This window comes from Undibacterium sp. WLHG33 (assembly GCF_049544815.1).
Lineage (GTDB): Bacteria > Pseudomonadota > Gammaproteobacteria > Burkholderiales > Burkholderiaceae_D > Undibacterium.
In genome coordinates, this window is record NZ_CP186697.1 from 2726326 (window position 1) to 2743590 (window position 17265).

General features: G+C 50.0%; 21 protein-coding genes. 7 read left to right on the forward strand and 14 right to left on the reverse strand.

The genetic code is table 11. The features are described 5' to 3' along the window. Window positions 1–94: 94 nt before the first annotated feature. From ACOTSW_RS12420 to ACOTSW_RS12430, 3 genes are all read left to right on the forward strand, one after another. Window positions 95–274, forward strand: coding sequence for a hypothetical protein (locus ACOTSW_RS12420; RefSeq protein WP_423679398.1), 180 nt, complete (start codon window positions 95–97; stop codon window positions 272–274). Window positions 275–520: 246 nt separating this feature from the next. After that, window positions 521–844 (forward strand): c-type cytochrome, encoded by a 324-nt coding sequence (locus tag ACOTSW_RS12425; RefSeq protein ID WP_186885785.1) that lies wholly within the window; start codon window positions 521–523, stop codon window positions 842–844. A 15-nt stretch (window positions 845–859) separates the two neighbouring features. Further along, window positions 860–1207 (forward strand): c-type cytochrome, encoded by a 348-nt coding sequence (locus ACOTSW_RS12430; RefSeq protein WP_423679399.1) that lies wholly within the window; start codon window positions 860–862, stop codon window positions 1205–1207. A 70-nt stretch (window positions 1208–1277) separates the two neighbouring features. Here the strand turns inward: ACOTSW_RS12430 and ACOTSW_RS12435 are convergent, their stop codons facing one another. Beyond that, window positions 1278–1706, reverse strand: coding sequence for a DUF1841 family protein (locus ACOTSW_RS12435; RefSeq protein WP_186898151.1), 429 nt, complete (start codon window positions 1704–1706; stop codon window positions 1278–1280). A gap of 122 nt (window positions 1707–1828) precedes the next feature. On the opposite strand from ACOTSW_RS12435, the gene ACOTSW_RS12440 reads away from it, so the two are divergent. Beyond that, a complete protein-coding gene (locus ACOTSW_RS12440; protein ID WP_423679400.1) occupies window positions 1829–2410 on the forward strand; it encodes a malonic semialdehyde reductase in 582 nt (193 codons plus the stop codon). Between the two features lie 81 nt (window positions 2411–2491). Here ACOTSW_RS12440 and nth read toward each other — a convergent pair whose 3' ends face one another. The 5 genes from nth to fdxA all read right to left on the reverse strand — a co-directional run bounded on the left by nth (window position 2492) and on the right by fdxA (window position 6958). Then, entirely contained in the window at window positions 2492–3139 is a 648-nt protein-coding gene (gene nth, locus ACOTSW_RS12445; RefSeq protein WP_423679401.1) for an endonuclease III, read from the reverse strand. Beyond that, window positions 3136–3822 carry an electron transport complex subunit RsxB gene (gene rsxB / locus ACOTSW_RS12450; protein ID WP_423679402.1) on the reverse strand — a complete coding sequence of 229 codons (687 nt, stop codon included), beginning with the start codon at window positions 3820–3822 and terminating at the stop codon, window positions 3136–3138. The genes nth and rsxB overlap by 4 nt, the downstream gene beginning before the upstream one ends. 144 nt (window positions 3823–3966) lie before the next feature. Then, window positions 3967–5202: a polyhydroxyalkanoate depolymerase gene (locus ACOTSW_RS12455; protein WP_423679403.1), complete on the reverse strand. Its 1236-nt coding sequence runs from the start codon at window positions 5200–5202 to the stop codon at window positions 3967–3969. Between the two features lie 294 nt (window positions 5203–5496). Beyond that, entirely contained in the window at window positions 5497–6567 is a 1071-nt protein-coding gene (locus ACOTSW_RS12460; protein WP_423679404.1) for an NAD(P)/FAD-dependent oxidoreductase, read from the reverse strand. 67 nt (window positions 6568–6634) lie between these two features. After that, window positions 6635–6958: a ferredoxin FdxA gene (gene fdxA / locus ACOTSW_RS12465; protein ID WP_423679405.1), complete on the reverse strand. Its 324-nt coding sequence runs from the start codon at window positions 6956–6958 to the stop codon at window positions 6635–6637. 377 nt (window positions 6959–7335) lie between these two features. On the opposite strand from fdxA, the gene ACOTSW_RS12470 reads away from it, so the two are divergent. Continuing rightward, on the forward strand, window positions 7336–8301 hold the full coding sequence (locus tag ACOTSW_RS12470) for a 2-hydroxyacid dehydrogenase (RefSeq protein WP_423679406.1): 966 nt from the start codon (window positions 7336–7338) through the stop codon (window positions 8299–8301). A gap of 69 nt (window positions 8302–8370) precedes the next feature. Here the strand turns inward: ACOTSW_RS12470 and ACOTSW_RS12475 are convergent, their stop codons facing one another. From ACOTSW_RS12475 to ACOTSW_RS12485, 3 genes are all read right to left on the reverse strand, one after another. Then, entirely contained in the window at window positions 8371–8622 is a 252-nt protein-coding gene (locus ACOTSW_RS12475; RefSeq protein ID WP_423679407.1) for an acyl-CoA-binding protein, read from the reverse strand. 141 nt (window positions 8623–8763) lie between these two features. After that, entirely contained in the window at window positions 8764–9039 is a 276-nt protein-coding gene (locus ACOTSW_RS12480) for a hypothetical protein (RefSeq protein ID WP_423679408.1), read from the reverse strand. 146 nt (window positions 9040–9185) lie between these two features. Further along, entirely contained in the window at window positions 9186–9887 is a 702-nt protein-coding gene (locus ACOTSW_RS12485; RefSeq protein ID WP_423679409.1) for a UPF0149 family protein, read from the reverse strand. 151 nt (window positions 9888–10038) lie between these two features. Here ACOTSW_RS12485 and ACOTSW_RS12490 point away from each other — a divergent pair, with 151 nt between their 5' ends. Both ACOTSW_RS12490 and rpiA read left to right on the forward strand, forming a co-directional pair. Further along, a complete protein-coding gene (locus ACOTSW_RS12490) occupies window positions 10039–11058 on the forward strand; it encodes a serine/threonine protein kinase (RefSeq protein ID WP_423679410.1) in 1020 nt (339 codons plus the stop codon). 97 nt (window positions 11059–11155) lie between these two features. Further along, on the forward strand, window positions 11156–11827 hold the full coding sequence (gene rpiA, locus ACOTSW_RS12495; RefSeq protein ID WP_423679411.1) for a ribose-5-phosphate isomerase RpiA: 672 nt from the start codon (window positions 11156–11158) through the stop codon (window positions 11825–11827). Window positions 11828–12014: 187 nt separating this feature from the next. Here the strand turns inward: rpiA and ACOTSW_RS12500 are convergent, their stop codons facing one another. The 5 genes from ACOTSW_RS12500 to argA form a co-directional block, all read right to left on the reverse strand. Beyond that, window positions 12015–13787 (reverse strand): hypothetical protein, encoded by a 1773-nt coding sequence (locus ACOTSW_RS12500; protein ID WP_423679412.1) that lies wholly within the window; start codon window positions 13785–13787, stop codon window positions 12015–12017. Between the two features lie 280 nt (window positions 13788–14067). Further along, complete coding sequence (locus ACOTSW_RS12505) at window positions 14068–14574, reverse strand: HD-GYP domain-containing protein (RefSeq protein WP_423679413.1); 507 nt, start codon at window positions 14572–14574, stop codon at window positions 14068–14070. Window positions 14575–14606: 32 nt separating this feature from the next. Then, entirely contained in the window at window positions 14607–15332 is a 726-nt protein-coding gene (locus tag ACOTSW_RS12510) for a hypothetical protein (protein ID WP_423679414.1), read from the reverse strand. Window positions 15333–15590: 258 nt separating this feature from the next. Continuing rightward, on the reverse strand, window positions 15591–15863 hold the full coding sequence (locus ACOTSW_RS12515; protein WP_186885801.1) for an oxidative damage protection protein: 273 nt from the start codon (window positions 15861–15863) through the stop codon (window positions 15591–15593). 79 nt (window positions 15864–15942) lie between these two features. Continuing rightward, window positions 15943–17253, reverse strand: a complete 1311-nt coding sequence (argA, locus tag ACOTSW_RS12520) for an amino-acid N-acetyltransferase (RefSeq protein ID WP_423679415.1) — start codon at window positions 17251–17253, stop codon at window positions 15943–15945. Between the last annotated feature and the right edge of the window lie 12 nt (window positions 17254–17265).

Genomic DNA, 17265 nt, shown 5'->3' on the forward strand with positions numbered 1-17265 from the left:
AATATGAAAACTTTTCAGGCAGCAGACGAAATTTTTTATTCAACAGAGGTTATTATTAGCGCCTTCGTATTCTTAGCTTAAGGAGTCAGACGGAATGGATTTTTCAGATCGCCAGCAAGAGCCGGGCAAGAAGTTCCTGGGCATAGGGCTGGTCATAGCGTTTCACGTAGTGCTGGTGTACGCACTGCTCAATGGCCTGGGTACAGCGCACTTGGAAGCTGGCGGCCAATCAGTTTGCCATCATGTTTGGCGAACGCTTCACCAACGCGATTAACTAAAACCCGGCCCCGCACACACAGAATTTCTTACACGTCCACGGATGTGCGTTTTTCTAAATTAGCAAAATCACCTTTTGTAGAGCGACACGACACAGGACGCAACAAACTGCTGCATAGTTGTGCAAATTGTGGGTTTTTGCTGACTTTTTTTACGCAAAATTGATTTTGATCATATAGAATGCTGAGCTACATCAAGGTGTTGTCTTCATTTTTCAGTTTGTATAATTCTTATTAAAGCTCATATGAAAAAACTGTTCGCACTCCTCGTTTTCACGAGTCTCGCTCAAGCTGCAGCAGCGGCTGAAGTTGTTGGCAATGCTAAAGATGCTGCTGATAAAAAAATTGCTATGTGCATAGGTTGCCATGCCATTCCCGGATACAAGGCGACATACCCTGAAGTTTTTCAAGTCCCGATGATCGGCGGGCAGTCTGCTAAATACATAGAAAGTGCGCTGAAAGCATACCAAAAGGGTGAACGCAAACATCCGTCTATGCGTGGTATTGCCGGTAGCCTGACTGATCAGGATATCGCTGATTTAGCTGCTTACTATTCACAACAAAAATAAGAGTCGGAGATCAAGATGAAAAAAGTCAAATTAATGGCGTTGCTGCTTTCGTTCTGTTCTGTTTCTGCTTTTGCTGCGGGCAATATTGAGGCTGGCAAAGCTGCAACTGAAAAAAATAACTGTGCGTCTTGTCACGGTAAAGACTACAACTCGCCGATTGATCCGGCTTACCCTAAACTGGCTGGGCAACATGTGGATTATCTGGCGCAGGCATTGAAGGCGTATCAGCGCGGTGCGGATGGCGCGAATGGGCGTGGCAATGCGATTATGGGCGGGCAGGCAAAGGCTTTGTCGAATACTGATATTCAAAATATTGCTGCTTACCTGCACAGTTTGCCTGGCAGTCTGGTACTGAAAAAATAAGCCAGAAAAACGCTCGTTCATTGAGTGCAAAGCGTAAAAAGTTAAAAAGCCACGTTGACCGTGGCTTTTTTTATCGGCATCGTTGTTGTAAGGCCTCAATATAGGCCTGACCATCCGGTGGCAGCCCGGTTCGCTGGGAGTTCCAGATCATCTCACCCAGACATTCCATGATCTGATGGTGTGCTTCATGTTCGGAGTTATATTTGTTGGCGAGAGTCTGAAATGCTGCTTTGACGCCGCGCGGCTGATCGACAGAGATTTGCTCTGAAATCGACAGATGCATCGATAAATGTAGAAAAGGATTGGTTTGTCCCTGATCGACGCTGTAATTCGCCTGCAGCGCTTCTTCTGCATCGTGTAAAGTCTCATCGTATTCAGGGTGTTGCCTGATCCAGTCTGAAGCAATCGCTTCCAGTGGCGTCAGAATCTCACGTGCCTGGTTTTTTCTGTAGGTTTCGCAAAAAAAACGTCTGACATCTTGTTGGCTGGGGTTAAACATAACATTGATACCGGAGCTTAAATTTGAAGTTTGCTATTGTAGGGGATTTTTCATTTATCGCTTTGAAGCCTGAACATTTTCAGACTTCATTTATTCATCTGTCACAGTAAAAAGGAAAAACAATGCTGAATCAAGACGCCCTCGACACTCTATTTTCCCACGCCCGCACGCATAATGTCTGGCTCGCCAAGCCAGTCAGCGACGCGCAGTTGTATCAGATTTATGAATTGATGAAGTGGGGCGCGACTGCGGCGAATTCAACGCCGGCGCGCATAGTCTTTGTAAAGTCGGACGCTGAAAAGGCAAAGTTAGCTGCCTGCGTCTCTGCGGGCAATGTCGACAAGGTAAAAACTGCACCGGTGACTGCCATTATCGGTATGGATATGGCGTTTTATGAACAATTGCCTAAACTCTTCCCGCATACCGATGCGCGTTCATGGTTCGTCGGGAATCAGGCGGCGATTGAGACGACGGCATTTCGTAATTCGTCATTGCAAGGCGCTTATCTGATGCTGGCGGCACGAGCGATTGGACTGGATTGCGGGCCTATGTCTGGCTTTGATGCAGAGAAGATCGATCAAAGTTTTTTTGCTGGAACGGAAGTGAAAGCTAATTTTATCTGTAATCTGGGTTATGGCGATGCAGAGAAATTATTCCCTCGTTCACCACGCCTCAGTTTTGAGGAAGCCTGCAAAATTGTATAGCGTGCTTAGCTGGTGATGCACATAGTTTGAAACAACGTGCACCACATGCATATATACGTTAATCGCGATGCGATTACGCCTTTACACCTTATCGGGTAAGGGCGTTTTTTGTTTGTACTCGCATAAATCAGCGATCATGCAATTCCAGCATTTGGGTTTTCTGGCGATACAGGTATATCGTCCATGCAGGATCAGCCAGTGATGGGCGTCTTGACGGAATTCTTTTGGTACGAATTTCATCAGTTTTTGTTCGACAATATCAACATTTTTACCCGGTGCGATGCCGGTACGATTTGATACCCTGAAAATGTGCGTATCGACCGCGATGGTTGGTTCGCCAAACGCAGTATTCATCACCACGTTGGCGGTTTTTCTGCCGACACCGGGCAAGGCTTCCAATGCTTCGCGGTTGTGCGGCACTTCGCTATGATGCTCCGTCATCAGCAGATGACAGGTCGCTATCACATTTTTTGCTTTGGTCCTGAACAAGCCTATCGTCTGAATATACGGAATTAATCCATCAACACCGAGCGCATAAATCGCTTCGGGGGTGTTGGCGACTGCATACAGCACGCGGGTAGCCTTGTTGACGGAAACATCGGTTGCCTGAGCCGACAATAAGACCGCAATCAGTAATTCGAAAGGCGTTTTGTATTCAAGTTCTGTTGTTGGATGCGGGTTTTCTTTTTGCAGACGCGTAAAAATGGTATGCCGTTTTTCTGCATTCATGATTTATTTTGCTCCGCTTCTGCTGCAATTTTTTTTAATCTGGCGCGTTCCATTGCGGCGGCAATCACCGCCTTTTTACGTTCTTTGCTGCGTATTTCTTCCTCGCTCAGCGCAGGTTCCAATTCCAGCGCCTTTAGTTTTGCAGCGGCCTTGGCCGCCAGGCGCTCGTCATTTTCACGCTTTTCACGCGCTAAACGCATGGTTCTGAATTCGAACTGCTGACGCGCGCTATTTGCCTGTTCCTGACTCCATGCATCCCAACCGGTTTTTCCCTCAGTCGCCGGTAACATCGCGATGCAATCGACAGGGCATGGGGCAACACAGAGATCGCAACCTGTGCACAGGTTGGCGATCACGGTATGCATCTGCTTAGGCGCACCAATAATCGCATCGACGGGGCATGCTTGTATGCAAAGTGTGCAGCCTATGCAAAAGGCTTCATCAATGACCGCAACCGGGCGTTCCCGTTCAGCACCCCGGCGGATGTCGAGTGCGATCACAGGCTGACCCAGCAAGTGCGCCAGACGCTCCACACCTTGTTGACCACCCGGAGGGCATTGGTTGTAGCTGGCTTCGCCAGAGGCAATTGCGGTGGCGTACAGGTGGCAGGAAGGATAGCCACATTTGGTGCATTGCGTCTGTGGAAGCAGATCTTCGATTTGTGCGGCGATGGAAGTGGACACGGGAAATGAAGTAAACAAATAAATGCGTTGTGTGAAGCCGAGATTATCTACGCAAATTTCAGGAACAACAATGAAAAAAGCCACCATCCGTGAGAATAGTGGCTGCAGATTTGCCGTTCTGAACCCTTGTGGATGGCAATGAGATCAAGCGTGTTTCTGAATAAATTCCGCAATTTTCGGAGCGATGATTTCCCGCCAGCGGCGTCCTGAAAAAATGCCGTAATGTCCACAGCCGGGAGCAACGAAATCCTGTTTCATGTTTGCCGGAATGCTGCTGCAAAGCTCATGTGCGGCTTGCGTTTGACCTGCGCCGGAAATATCGTCGAGTTCACCTTCAACAGTGAATAAGGCCACTGTTTTGATGTCCTGCGGACGCACCATTTTACCTTCGACTTCCCAGGTTCCTTTCGGCAAATGAAATTCCTGGAACACGGTTTTAATGGTTTCAAGATAGTAATCGGCCGGCATATCCAGAACCGCATTGTATTCATCGTAAAACTTGCGATGCTGTTCTGCAGATTCATCATCACCTTTGACCAGATGCTGGTAAAAATCCCAGTGGCTTTGTGCGTGACGATCCGGATTCATGGCGACAAAGCCCGTATGCTGTAAAAAGCCCGGATAGACTTTGCGACCATAGCCCGGATAGTTTGCCGGCACGCTGTAAATCACGGTGTTCTCGAACCACGAGAATTTCTTTTCGGTGGCGAGGTTGTTGACTTGCGTCGGTGATTTGCGCGGATCTATCGGTCCGCCCATCATCGTCATGGTTTTGGGCAGATAAGGATCTTTATCGGTGGCCATCAGAGAAATCGCTGCCAGTACCGGAACAGTCGGCTGACATACTGAAATAACATGCAGATCCGGGCCTAGAGTGCGGATAAATTCCTGCACATAGTAGATATAGTCATGCAAGTGAAAGCGACCTTCCGACAACGGTACCATGCGTGCATCGGTCCAGTCAGTGATATAGACATCGTGCAGTGGCAATAAGCCGCGCACAGTATCGCGCAAAAGAGTTGCGTGGTGTCCTGATAGCGGTGCGACCAGTAATACTTTGGGTTGCTTTAATTTTTGCAGGTCTTTTGTCGGTAATACTTTTTTAAAGTGCAGTAACTTGCAAAAGGGCTTGATTACTGTTGTTTCCTGGACGATTTCCACCACTTGTTTGTTGATCGTCGTTGATGTGATGCCAAATTCCGGTTTCTCGTAATCTTTCCCCAGTCTGAACATTAATTCGTAACCAGCGGCGACCCTCTGAGCGTAAGGTGTGTGTGCGAGAGGAGAAACCGGGTTAGTGAAGAGCTTGGAGGAGGCTTCAGCCCATTGAGTGAGCGGTGTCAGGAAAGCGCGATTAAGTTCGTGGAGTTGATAGAGCATGATGACATCTTTCTGGTCAAAGACGGATAGTCCGTTTTCTTACAACTGATTGGATTTTAGGAAAAGTTCTCTCTGCTTATGGCAGTATTTTTATAGGGATATTGCATTGCATCATAAACCAGTTTTGAATTTTTTGGTTTTTCTGGTGTTGTTACCAATCGTTCGGATGCAAATTAATGTTACAAATGTGATCAGGATATAAATTTATTGTCGAATAAATAGGATTCGAACATTTTTTTCCAATAAAAAAGCGCAAAGTTTTTACCTTTGCGCTTTTTTTAGAAACGATACGACTTAGTCGAACGTTGGTGTATCCACACCCAGAATCTTATGCAGTTTTGGTGACGTTGTCGTGTATTGCATGTGGATTTTCTTTTCAGGGAAAATATACGGTGCCGCACCGAAAGCAGCCAGTGCGGCTTCATGGAAGCCCGACAAAATCAGTTTTTTCTTACCTGGATAGGTATTGATGTCACCCACAGCGAAAATACCCGGAACATTCGTCTCGAATTTTTCAGTATCCATGACTTTCAATTGCTTGCGTTCGATTTCCAGACCCCATTCGGCAATAGGGCCGAGTTTTGGTGAGAGGCCGAAGAACACCAGCAGATTATCCAGCGGCATGCGGCGTGTGACGCCGTCTGCACCTGTAACTTTGATCTCAGACAGCAAGTCATCTTTGGTTTCAATGCCGGTAACCTGACCGATCGTCAGTTGCATTTCATAGTTGTCGCATAATTCTTTCATCTTGGCGACGGAGGCCGGTGCAGCGCGGAAATCTTCACGGCGATGTAACAAGACGACGGATTCTGCTTTACCGACAAGATTCAGTGCCCAGTCGAGCGCTGAATCACCACCACCGCAGATCACCAGGTTTTTACCATAGAACTGGCTAGGATCTTTGACTCGGTAGAAGACTTGTTTGCCTTCAAATGCTTCAATGCCGTCGACTTTTAATGTGCGTGGCTGGAACGAGCCTACGCCGGCTGCAATGAATATTGTTTTGGTGATGAAGCGTGTGCCTGTGGAGGTTTCGAGGTCGAAACGGCCATCTTCACGACGCGCAACCAGTGTCACTTCCTGCCCCAGATGGAAGGTCGGTTCAAACGGCTCGATTTGCTTGAGCAGATTATCGGTCAGTTCCTGGCCGGTGCAAACCGGAACCGCAGGGATGTCATAGATCGGTTTATCAGGATACAACTCGACGCACTGACCGCCAACTACTGGCAGAGAATCAATGACGTGGGCTTTAATTTCGAGCAGACCTAATTCAAACACCTGAAACAGGCCAACCGGACCTGCGCCAACGATGACGGCATCTGCTTCAATAACGCCATTTGCCTGGGTAGTTTGTTTGTTTTCCATACGACTAGATAGTTCCTGATATTGCTTAAATTACGTGAATAAGCTGAGCGGATTTATCCGCGCCAGATTAGCGCTCCAGATATTGCAGCTTGTCTTTGACATCTTTCCAGTCATCCGCATCAGCGAGCGGCGCCACTGTTTTAGTGATGGAAGGCCAGTTGCGTGTCAGCTCCGCATTGATCTTGATGAATTGTTGCTGATCAGAAGGTACGTCTTCCTCAGCAAAAATCGCATTCGCCGGGCATTCTGCAACGCAGACAGCGCAATCGATGCATTCGTCCGGATCAATCACCAGGAAATTCGGGCCAGCGCGAAAGCAGTCCACTGGGCAGACATCCACGCAATCAGTATAACGGCAGCGGATGCAGGATTCGGTCACAACGTGGGTCATAACAGTCCAATCTAAAAAATTCGGGATGTTGGCGCAGCCAGATCGCAGAATAACGCGTGCTCAGGCTGCAAAGCCTTGTATTTTAAGGCAATTTAAGAGTTCTCACAAACTGCACTTATATCGTTTGCGCATAAGCAAATGCAGACAGGGATTAAAAGCGGTTCTGGCAGCGGGCTTTTGTCAGCGGAAACGCAAGATCGTATTTTAAGTGGATTCATGATCATTGTTATTGATATGGGTCACTATCGATGAAAATCGTCACGCCTGTTGATTGCTGAGATGAAAGTTTTTAAGGGCGCAGAGGAACCCGGAAAAACTTCTTTTTCGAGGTTAAGATAAGCAACCATCAGCCCTTAATGTAAAGAAAGTTGTTAACTATGAAACCAGCGATTTTGGTTGCCAGAGCGATATTCCCAGAAGTATTGAACCGTTTGCATCAGCATTTTGAGGTTGAGTCGAATCAGGATGATGTGATTTTTACGCCCGCAGAGCTGGCGCAGCGTCTGGCTGGCAAAGCCGGGATACTGGCGACCGCAAGTGCGCGCATCGACGCGGCTTTGTTGCAGCAAGTGCCGGAGTTGAAAATGGTCGCGAATATGGCAGTCGGTTACGACAACATTGATTTGCCAGCTTGCTCTGTGCATGGCGTGATGGCGAGTAACACGCCGGATGTGTTGAATGAAACGACAGCCGATTTTGGCTGGGCGCTGATGATGGCGGCGGCGCGTCGTATTACCGAATCAGAACACTGGCTGCGGGCAGGGAAATGGAATAAATGGCGTTACGACTATTTCCTGGGGCCGGATCTGTACGGTTCCACCCTGGGAATTATCGGTATGGGGCGTATCGGACAGGCGATTGCGCGCCGTTCCACTGGATTTAATATGCGCGTGATTTATCACAACCGTTCGCGTATTGCGCCAGAGCTGGAAGCACAGGCGAATAATGCTGTTTATGTCAGTAAAGAAGAGCTTTTACGCCAGGCCGATCATGTGATGTTGGTGTTGCCGTATTCACCGGCTTCCCGCCACACGATTGCGACGGCTGAACTGACAATGATGAAGCCGACCGCAACACTGACCAATCTGGCACGTGGCGGCATTGTCGATGATGTGGCGCTGATTGCGGCGCTGCGCGAAAAACGTATCGCTGCTGCCGGACTGGATGTGTTTGAAAATGAGCCTAAGTTTCACCCGGATTTTCTGACGCTGGATAATGTCGTGCTGACCCCTCATATTGCCAGTGCGTCAGAAAAAACGCGTCTGGCAATGGCGAATTGTGCCGCCGACAATCTGATCGCCGGTCTGAGCGGGCAGGTACCGCCGAATCTGCTGAAACTCTGACGCTGTTTGCCAAAAAAATGACGCAAAAAAAGCCCTGACCAGGGCTTTTTTTAATTGCGTTTTTATTGTTTATTTCAGTGAGTTAATCAGATCAATGTACTGTTGCATCGCGGCTTCCTGCGTGGTGCCTTTCAGGCCGGCCCACGCATCAAACTTAGCGCGACCGACAAAGTCCGTCATACCAGGACGATCGCCAGTTACGTCGCCGGTGCTGCCTTGTTTATACAAAGCGTAAATTTTTAACAGCGTCATATTGTCAGGACGTTCAGATAAATTTTTAGAATCTGCCAACGCCTGATTGAATTGTTCTTGCAAGCTCATGTGGGTCTCCTGCTGTCTTAAAACGAAAGAGCAAAAAATAACATGCTGGGAATGTGTTCGCCAGTGGTACTGCTAGAGGTTTCCTTCCAGCGGCATGACTTCAGCATGAGCGTAGGTCGCGGCAAAACGGCGCCGAGCTGATCAGATCTTACGGACGCTGACGCTACCGAATTCTCTTACCAGCGAAGCGATTACTTTGCCTAAGTATTCCTCGCCTTGTCCGCCGTGCGAATAAAAAATCACGCCTGAGTCTGTTATTTTTGCTGTTCCGTCCGGCATTCTTCCTGAAACGGCGGATTGAAAGTCGTAACGGGCACCGGTGGGCAAGGCAACGGGCAATGCGCCGATGGTGGCGAATAAACTGGCGACCCGATGTGCATCGGTAAAGGAAAATTCTATCGAATATTCTATGCCCATGGCGGCCTTTCAAGTAATTGCTTCGTCGTTGCTGCGTTATGAGTGAAGCTGGGGTCTGTATTGACTAGCGCTTTGGTCGCTTTCAGGAAGAAAACAAACATAATATTTTCTTCCTGATACCTGCTGCTTGTTATCGTGAACCCGAATTAATGGATAGTTGGTTCAGCGCCGCAGCAGGCTTTGTATTTCTTGCCGCTGCCGCAGGGGCAGGGATCATTGCGTCCGACTTTCGGTGCGTCGCGTTTTACGGTTGTGACACCGGATTTACGCAAAGGCACCCAGAAACGGCGTATCGCGGGAATCGAAGCTTCCAGCGTCAGCGCCAGTTCGTGGCATTTTTCCGGTGTATCGACGAAACGCATTTCATCTTCTTCGATTTCTTCGGCGCCCAGCAAATAGATCGGTTGCAGCAAAGGACCGATTTCTTCGGATTCCCAGGCGGCTTCCCAGGCTTCTTCACGCAATTGCATGCCTTCCCAGAAACCCCAGGCCCAGGTTTCACCATCGATGAGTTCTTTGCCGTTTTGCTCCATCACACAGAATAGAGGTTCGTATTCCTGGGGGGCGACTTCAAACGTAATCTGTATTTCATTCATAAAACGCGCAATCAGTTGCGTGATGCGCTGCATTTCTTTTTCGTTTTTGAACTTAGGTTCGCCCTGTTCCGGCAGCCCCCAGACTTTCGGCAGCCATTCTGCCATCGGTATCACTTCAGGCCCCAGTGCAATCGCCGTCAGATAGCCGTGCAGCGCATCCATCGTCATACCTTCATCGCCTACCTTATCGGACATGAGAAATTTATCGAGTTCGTTGAATTCTTTGTCGCTGAGCGGTTCGTCGAGATGCATGGTGTTACCTGTTGGTGTGATGAAAATACCGGAAGTGTAGCGCTTTGTCGTCAGGCTGTGCAGGTGTTTTCTGCGTTTTTCCGTGGAATTAAATCGTTCTCAGAGGCGCGTAAATCAAAGCCTATGCTGGATAAGCACGTACAATTCGGCTATGACAGAACAAATTTCCCCTGTAACTTTGGCCGTTTCCTTCGCCGACCTGACGCCCGATCTGGTGCTTGATGCCGTTGACAGTTGCGGCTTGCATTGTGATGGGCGTTTATTGGCGCTCAATAGCTATGAAAACCGCGTGTATCAGCTTGCGCTGGATGACGCGCCTGCTGTGATCGCTAAGTTTTACCGGCCACAGCGCTGGAGCGATGCGGCGATTCTCGAAGAGCACCAGTTTGTGCGCGAGCTGGCAGCGCAAGAGATACCCGTTGTCCCCGCATTGGTGAATGTCGCTGGCGACAGTCTGCATCAGTATCACGGCTATCGTTTTGCCTTGTTCCCACGGCAGAGTGGACGTGCGCCGGAAATCGGCGATGCCGCCACGCTGGAATGGCTGGGGCGCTTTATCGGACGCATACACGCCGTTGGCGCAATGCAGACGTATTGTCACCGACCCGCAATTGATCAGCACACCTTTGGTATCGCACCGCGGCAATGGTTGCTGGAACATGATTTCATTCCGCCAGATTTGCTGCAGGCGTATGCCTCGGTATCGCAACAGGCGCTCGATGGTATTGCGCGCTGTTACGAGCGGGCAGGGGATGTGCAGATGCTGCGTTTGCATGGTGACTGCCACATGGGCAATGTCTTGTGGCTGGAATCTGGCGAGCAGGCCGGGCCGCATTTTGTCGATTTTGACGATAGCCGCATGGGGCCGGGCATACAGGATTTGTGGATGCTGTTGTCCGGCAGCCGTGCCGAGATGCAAAGTCAGCTGACCGATATTCTGGTCGGTTATGAAGATTTCTTTGACTTTGATGCGCGCCAGTTACATCTGATTGAAGCATTGCGAACCCTGCGCCTGCTGCATTATTCGGCGTGGCTGGCGCAACGCTGGGACGACCCGGCGTTTCCGGCGGCGTTCCCGTGGTTTAACAGCCAACGTTACTGGCAGGATCGCATACTCGAATTGCGCGAGCAGATCGCGCTGATGGATGATGCGCCGTTGTGGCCAGTCTGAGCTTTACTATGTAGTGGTCTGCTGTCCGGTAAAATAGCGCAAATTTTTTGAACTTTTGGACTGCAATACTAAAGTCCACGCATGATTGGAAATCACCATGACCCAGGATGAACTGAAACGCGCTGTTGCCCAGGCAGCGATTGCTTATGTTGTTGAAAATGAGATTGTTGGCGTCGGCACAGGCTCGACCGCTAATTTCTTTATCGACGAACTGGCAAAAATGAAGCATAAAATCAAAGCGGCAGTTGCTTCTTCGGAAGCTACCGCGCAACGCTTGCGTGATCACGGCATCACCGTGCTCGATCTGAATGAAGTGACATCCATGCCCGTGTATATCGACGGGGCAGATGAGATTACGCCACAAGGCGCGATGATTAAAGGCGGTGGCGCTGCGTTGACCCGTGAAAAAATTGTGGCTTCCGTGGCCGATAAATTTGTCTGTATCGCCGATGGCTCTAAACTCGTCGATCAACTGGGCAAGTTTCCGTTGCCGGTGGAGGTGATTCCGATGTCGCATGCGGTGGTGGCGCGTAAGCTCAATGCGCTGGGAGGTGAGGCGCGTTTGCGCCTGAAAGACGGCAAACCTTTATTGACGGATAACGGCAATATGATTCTTGATGTGCATGGTCTGCACATCGCGGATCCGGTAGCACTGGAAGCGACGATCAATAATATCGTGGGCGTCGTGACCGTTGGTTTGTTCGCCCGGCAAGGTGCGAATGTCTGCCTGCTGGGAACCGCTGAGGGTGTAAAAACATTGCGATTCTGAGTGCGTTACCGCCCAGTTGCGGCGGCGTGTACTGCGGACATAAAAAAGGCTGTCAAAGACAGCCTTTTTTACATACTCCCCCATTTATTTTATAAAACTGCCTTCATCTCCTTATAAACAAAGGACTGTTTTATATACTGGGGGGAGTATATTTTAAGCCCCAGAAGATAAATGTGACCTGTTCATGTCATTGCGGCGTGAATTCGATCAGGTCTATTTGCCGGGCTCCTCCTTTTTTGCTACCGCAGTCGGGGCAATATGGCCTCATTATTTCCATCGATTTCATGTAGTAGTAGCAGCCTTTATCCGGTGCTGCACCACTGTGAAAATAGGCCTTGTAGCAAATTGTAGCCCTCGTGGCGCTGCGGTTTTCGATGACTTCGTAGCCCCAGTAACCTGATTTGGTGGTACACGTGCTGAGCACCACTGGTGCGCCGATGACTTGCCAGCTATCGCAAATGTCATCTGAAAACTGTTTATGGCTTTCCGGGGGGGCAATGCCAAAGGCGCCGTATATCGGTTTCACATTCAAAGGCAAAGGGGTGACGCAGGAACCGTTAGAGAGTATCTGCGGCGCTGTGCAGGTTACTGGTTTTGGCGGCGTGACGCAGATGCCGTTTTGCGGCACTTGCGGCGCATAGCAGGTTGGTGTGACCGGTGCACTCGTGGAAGCTGCCGGATAGCCTGCAGTCATCAGATAGTTGGTCGCATCGTTGACAGCAGTTTTTCCTTGGTTTGCCAGATTGTTTTGGATTGCTGTGCGAAATGCGGCAGCCAGCGCAGAACGACTGGGATAAGTCTTTGCGCGCCACAGCCGGTCGATGATCTGGCGGAATTCTTCTGCGACGCTTTTCGCATAAATTAACGCCTCGGCAGTGTCAGGATCTTGCAATTCTTCGTTGCTGACAAAAATAGAATCAACCAGTGTGTCACATTCGTAAGGCCCGGAATAGCAAAGCATCACCCCGTAATAATTCCCGCTTGGAACCGGGGTGGTGGTGAAATAGAAGACGGGACGAATCGGAACGGGCGCATTAGCAGTAGTGCAGGCGCCGTTCTGCAGGATTTGCGGCGGCGTACAAGTGACGGACGGTGGTGCAGAACTGTTCGTAGTGCTGAATCCGAAACGGCTGAGTTGTACCGCTTTGCCATTCGGCAGGGTCATCGTGGCCGCATCGGCAGCAGTAAAACTGAAATTCATGTTACCGGCATTCGCTTTCGGTGCGGCGGATTTGTAGCCGCCAACCAGAGTCTGGCCACCGGCATATTCCTGTAATGAGCCACTGAGTTTATTCGGTGCTGATAAGTTTGCGGAACTGACGTACCAGGTCGGTTCTCCCGCGGTGTCATACATAAAGCTGCCGACGAAAGCCTGATTACCCTGTACCTCAATAAAATAGCCACGGCCGCCTTCTTTATCGCTCCACCACCAGCCATTCTGAAAGCTGGCCGCCGATGCGAGGAAAGGTGTGGGGCTGGAAATCGGAAACCGTTGCAACTTCACGGTAACGGCGTTTTCACCTGTATCCGGCGTGACATACAGGGTGCCCTCGGTCGGAGAGACAAACGAGAGTACCGCATAACCTACCTGACTCTGCGTCGCACCTTTATAGTCGCCGGTCAGACTCTGGCCGCCGGCAAAACGCGCCAGGGCACCGATGAATTGTTTGTTCGACTGCATTTCCATCGTGCTGACATACCAGGTCGGATGCCCATTGCTTTCATACAAAAAACCGGACAAAAATATCTTATCGCCCTGACGTTCAATCGCAAAGCCACGACCACCTTCGGCAGGATTCCAGTACCAGCCGGTGTCAGGAAATACATAGGAGACGTCGCTGCCTGTGCCGGCAGCGGTGAGTGCGGGTGCAGAGAGTAAATTGGCCGCAGAAGTTGCTGTGTCTTTGGTGGCGGAGGTGTCACCTGCACCGCAGGAGACGAGCGCCAGTAATGTGAACATGCAGAACAGCTGGCGGAAAGTGGTGAGGATAGTCCGGTACATGATGCCAACCCCTGTCAGAAAAAATGTGCTTAATATTTTAGCATTGCCTATCGTTCTGACATTGAAATACCGGTTAAGGTTGTAATCAAACGACATCCGCCGTCGTTCGCACACGACGCGCCATTTCAGTGTGGCAACAGTGTGCGGCGGGACGTGTTTTTCCGGAGAAATGACGGAGAATATTTCTGTATCCGTCTTCCGAAGCCAGACGATGGATGCAGAGACCGGCGGACCTTGTTTATGTGTTGATGACGAAGTGGCGTGTCATCGTCGCTCTGAGTAATTCGCGTATCTGTTCTTCGTTCATGGAGGAGACCGTGTTATAGACTGAAGCGGCGATGTCTAAAAAATGTGCCAGCAGATCGGGATCGAAATGGCTGCCAGCACCTTCTTGTAAAATCGCTATCGCCTGCTCATAGCTGAACGGTTCCTTGTAAGGCCGTTTTGAGCACAGGGCATCAAAGACGTCGGCAATCGCAAATATCCTCGCTTCCAGAGGAATGGCTGGACCACTGAGTCCGCGTGGATAGCCCTGACCATCCCATTTTTCATGGTGGGCTGCGACGACAGCGGCGACGCTGGGCAACCAGCCGGCTCCTTTGACGATTTGTTCGCCATGCTCAACGTGGGTACGCATCATCTGCGTTTCTTCCGGCGTATGTTTTCCAGGCTTCAACAGAATCGCATCGGGGATGCCGATTTTTCCGACATCGTGTAAAAAACTGCCTATGATCAGCCCTTGCATATGTTCTCCACTGAGGCCGAGCTTTTCACCCATCAGGGCCGACATCCAGGGACACGATAATTGTGTGCACCCGTGTCTGAGTCCCGTTTTGCGATAGCGCGCCCGAGCGCTTCCATCATCGAAATATGCGATTCATAGATCTGCAGGGTTTTGCGTTCGTTTTCTTTTGCGAGGTAAGTGACCACCGGATAAATCGTCAATCCGCAAAGTAAGGAGGCAATCGCCACCATCAGTGCGACGATACTGGCATCTGCAGAAATCTGCTGCATCTGCCACTCAGGTATAACTCGTACACCCTCGAAATAGCCGCTCAGTTTTTTCTGTTTGTCAAACAGCGGAACGAATACGCGGATGGCATTTCTTTTGTCGCCAGCAAGAGTGATACCGTTATTTTCGTAATGGGTGTCCTGATATTCGGGACGGGGATGATGCGGTAACTGGCTTTCCACCATATCCCCTGTCGCGGTGACTTTTTCTGCTAATTTAATCCCCTGTGCGTCGTAGACTTCGGCAATATCGAAGATGCCGCTGGTCAGAATATCTGCACCATGCTGTGCTTGCCTGGCCTTTTCGCTGTCCGTCATGCTGGCATCGTCGAGAAATGCCAGTGGGTGACGGCTTTCTTCGATGGCAAACGAAACGATTTCTTCTTCGGCATTTTCCCGTGAAATCAGCCAGGCGACAGGGCTGCCGACGATCGCCAGCAGCAGACTGACAAGTCCTATTCTTTGTGCTGCCCGTTTTTTGTAAATGTTCATCGTTGAACCCTGGGTGAGGTGCATAGTCAAACAGACGTCGCATGGCGCATAGACAGCTTATATGGCATTTCTGAACATAAACTTAAGGAAACACAAAAAGCGTACAGTTTCTCCTTAAAAACAACTAAATCAATAAGCATATTGATTTTTCAGATGACCTTGCGTCATCCTGCAGTCCCCTGTCTTTACCTGCTGACTTCTGGCGCGACGTAAAAAAAAAGCCCGCGCAGTGCGGGCTTTGATCTGAGCGGAAGATGATTATTCCGTTGGTGGCACGTAACCGGCAGCAGCATCGGCACCGTCGCCGAAGAAATGTTTTTCCATTTGTGTCGCCAGATATTTGCGGGCGCGGGTGTCGGCGAGGTTCAGGCGGTTTTCATTGACCAGCATAGTCTGATGTTTCATCCAGCCAGCCCAGGCTTCTTTGGATACACTTTCATAAATTTTTTTACCCAGTTCGCCCGGATATGGAGGGAAATCCAGGCCTTCGGCTTCTTTGTTCAGTTTGATGCAGTGGACCATACGGGCCATAGTAATACTCCTTAGAAATACGTCAAAACACAGCGGACATCACAGTCATTCAACCGCCGTGGATTATAAAGGCAAGTGATCAGAGCTGCTTGATCAGCACCAATGACTTGCGCTGCCAGTTGTACATTTTTTGCCGGTCTTTCGGTAAATCATCGACGGTTGCTTTGACAAAGCCGCGTTTCAGGAACCAGTGTTCTGTACGGGTTGTCAGCACAAACAGTGAATGAAAACCCGCCCGCCGTGCGCGTTTTTCTATGTGCTTCAGAATACGTTCGCCGTCGCCCTGACTCTGCACATCAGGATTAACCGTCAGACAGGCCATTTCGCCCATTTTTTCAAAAGGGAACGGGTACAGGGCAGCGCAACCGAAGATTACGCCATCATGCTCAATGACCGAGAAGTAATTGATTTCACGTTCTATCAGTTCGCGGCCGCGTTTGACCAGCGTGCCGTCGGCTTCCAGTGGTTCTATCAGTTTAATGATGCCGCCGACATCCTCAATCGTTGCTTCACGCAGGCTTTCCAGATTTTCTGACGAGACCATCGTGCCGACGCCATCATGCGTAAATAATTCCAGCAACGCGGAACCATCCATTTCATAAGGCACGATATGAATACGCGGCACACCACCACGCGAGGCTTTGACTGCATGTTCCAGATAAAAAGCGGAATCCGGTGGCAGGTAATTTGCCGCCAGTTCTTTTTCTGCCTGGGTGAAGGAGAGCTCGCGGATTTCACTGCCTTCTCGGTCCACCATCATCGGTGTTTCGGAAATAAAAATCAGCTTGTCGGCGCGTAACGCAGTTGCCGTTGAAACGGCGACATCTTCCATCGTCAGATTAAATGCTTCACCTGTGGGTGAAAAGCCGAGTGGCCCCAGCAGAACCAGGCTGCCGCCATCGAGGATGCGGCCTATGGTGTCATAAGCGACTTTACGCGCAGTCCCGGTCAGACCGAAGTCGATGCCATCGACAATGCCGATTGGTTTGGCGGTGACGAAATTACCTGAAATCAGGCGTATCGCAGCATGGGCCATCGGGGTGTTAGGCAAGCCCTGGCTGAATGCCGCTTCGATGTCGAGACGTAATTCACCAGCCGCTTCTTTCGAGCATTCGAGTGCGGCGATATCGGTAATCCGGATACCATTGTGAAAACGACCTTCCACATTACGCAAGGCAAGTTGTTCAGCGACCTGTGGGCGCGAGCCGTGGACGATGACAATTTTGATGCCAAGTGCATGCAATAAAGACAAATCCTGTGCCAGCACCGGCAGCGCACCTGCCATGACCAGTTCGCCGGGAAAGGCGACCACAAAGGTTTTGCCACGAAAGGCATGAATATACGGCGCGACTGAGCGCAGCCATTGAACGAATTGAACAGGATTTTCCATCCGCAGATTATA

Coding starts and splice junctions, on each gene's coding strand:
- ACOTSW_RS12420 (WP_423679398.1), top strand. CDS start 95: ATGGATTTTTCAGATCGCCAGCAAGAGCCGGGCAAGAAGTTCCTGGGC.
- ACOTSW_RS12425 (WP_186885785.1), top strand. CDS start 521: ATGAAAAAACTGTTCGCACTCCTCGTTTTCACGAGTCTCGCTCAAGCT.
- ACOTSW_RS12430 (WP_423679399.1), top strand. CDS start 860: ATGAAAAAAGTCAAATTAATGGCGTTGCTGCTTTCGTTCTGTTCTGTT.
- ACOTSW_RS12435 (WP_186898151.1), bottom strand. CDS start 1,706: ATGTTTAACCCCAGCCAACAAGATGTCAGACGTTTTTTTTGCGAAACC.
- ACOTSW_RS12440 (WP_423679400.1), top strand. CDS start 1,829: ATGCTGAATCAAGACGCCCTCGACACTCTATTTTCCCACGCCCGCACG.
- nth (WP_423679401.1), bottom strand. CDS start 3,139: ATGAATGCAGAAAAACGGCATACCATTTTTACGCGTCTGCAAAAAGAA.
- ACOTSW_RS12455 (WP_423679403.1), bottom strand. CDS start 5,202: ATGCTCTATCAACTCCACGAACTTAATCGCGCTTTCCTGACACCGCTC.
- ACOTSW_RS12460 (WP_423679404.1), bottom strand. CDS start 6,567: ATGGAAAACAAACAAACTACCCAGGCAAATGGCGTTATTGAAGCAGAT.
- fdxA (WP_423679405.1), bottom strand. CDS start 6,958: ATGACCCACGTTGTGACCGAATCCTGCATCCGCTGCCGTTATACTGAT.
- ACOTSW_RS12470 (WP_423679406.1), top strand. CDS start 7,336: ATGAAACCAGCGATTTTGGTTGCCAGAGCGATATTCCCAGAAGTATTG.
- ACOTSW_RS12475 (WP_423679407.1), bottom strand. CDS start 8,622: ATGAGCTTGCAAGAACAATTCAATCAGGCGTTGGCAGATTCTAAAAAT.
- ACOTSW_RS12480 (WP_423679408.1), bottom strand. CDS start 9,039: ATGGGCATAGAATATTCGATAGAATTTTCCTTTACCGATGCACATCGG.
- ACOTSW_RS12485 (WP_423679409.1), bottom strand. CDS start 9,887: ATGCATCTCGACGAACCGCTCAGCGACAAAGAATTCAACGAACTCGAT.
- ACOTSW_RS12490 (WP_423679410.1), top strand. CDS start 10,039: ATGACAGAACAAATTTCCCCTGTAACTTTGGCCGTTTCCTTCGCCGAC.
- rpiA (WP_423679411.1), top strand. CDS start 11,156: ATGACCCAGGATGAACTGAAACGCGCTGTTGCCCAGGCAGCGATTGCT.
- ACOTSW_RS12500 (WP_423679412.1), bottom strand. CDS start 13,787: ATGTTCACATTACTGGCGCTCGTCTCCTGCGGTGCAGGTGACACCTCC.
- ACOTSW_RS12505 (WP_423679413.1), bottom strand. CDS start 14,574: ATGCAAGGGCTGATCATAGGCAGTTTTTTACACGATGTCGGAAAAATC.
- ACOTSW_RS12510 (WP_423679414.1), bottom strand. CDS start 15,332: ATGAACATTTACAAAAAACGGGCAGCACAAAGAATAGGACTTGTCAGT.
- ACOTSW_RS12515 (WP_186885801.1), bottom strand. CDS start 15,863: ATGGCCCGTATGGTCCACTGCATCAAACTGAACAAAGAAGCCGAAGGC.
- argA (WP_423679415.1), bottom strand. CDS start 17,253: ATGGAAAATCCTGTTCAATTCGTTCAATGGCTGCGCTCAGTCGCGCCG.